Annotated in this window: 1 protein-coding gene; it reads left to right on the forward strand. The window is 59.8% G+C overall.

The window, feature by feature from the left end; translation table 11 throughout:
- Positions 1-50 precede the first annotated feature (50 nt).
- Positions 51-849: aminotransferase class III-fold pyridoxal phosphate-dependent enzyme (locus EGI20_RS18880; protein ID WP_498633237.1), on the forward strand; the 799-nt coding region annotated here is incomplete at its 3' end.

Below are 849 nucleotides of genomic sequence, written 5' to 3' on the forward strand. Positions count from 1 at the left end.
AGTTGCCATGGGAAGGCTGAGCCCTTGCCTATTTTTTGCAAAGACACACAATGACCCGCAATAAAGAATGGCTACAGCGCAGCCGCGCCGCCGTCTGGCATCCGTGTACGCAGATGAAGCGCCACGAAACCCTGCCCATCGTGCCGATTGCCCGTGGCGACGGCGCCTATCTTGTCGATTTTGACGGCCAGCGCTATCTCGACGGTGTGTCGTCGTGGTGGGTCAATCTGTTCGGCCATAACGAAGCGCGCATCAAGGCCGCCATCAGAAGTCAGCTGGACGAACTCGACCATGTGATGCTGGCCGGCTTTACCCACCGCCCGGTGGTGGAATTATCCGAACGCCTGTCGGCACTGACCGGCCTCGGTCACGCGTTTTACGCCTCGGATGGCGCCAGCGCCACCGAGATCGCCCTCAAAATGAGCTTTCATTACTGGAAGAATCAGGGGCGCGTCCAAAAGCAGCGTTTTGTCAGCCTGGAAAACAGCTACCACGGCGAAACCGCAGGCGCGCTGGCGGTGCTGGATATTTTCGAACAGGATGATGTGCTGGCACGCAATCGCGAGCAGGCGCTGCGCTTTGATGCGCTGCTTGTGCCCTTGCAGCAACACCCGCGTGTACGCCATTGGCGCCGCTGCGGCATGATCTGGGCTTTCGAGGTGGATAGCGCGCGTGCCGATTTTGCCCAGGCCTTTTTTGCCGCCATGCTCAAGCTGGGCTGTTTGCTGCGCCCGATAGGCAAGACCGTGTACTTTATGCCGCCTTATGTGGTGACCGAAGAAGACATGACGCTGCTGCGCGATGCGACACTGGCGACGCTGGAACTGCTGGAACAAGACGCCGGCGCCG

The sequence above is a fragment of the Aquitalea sp. S1-19 genome (assembly GCF_024343515.1).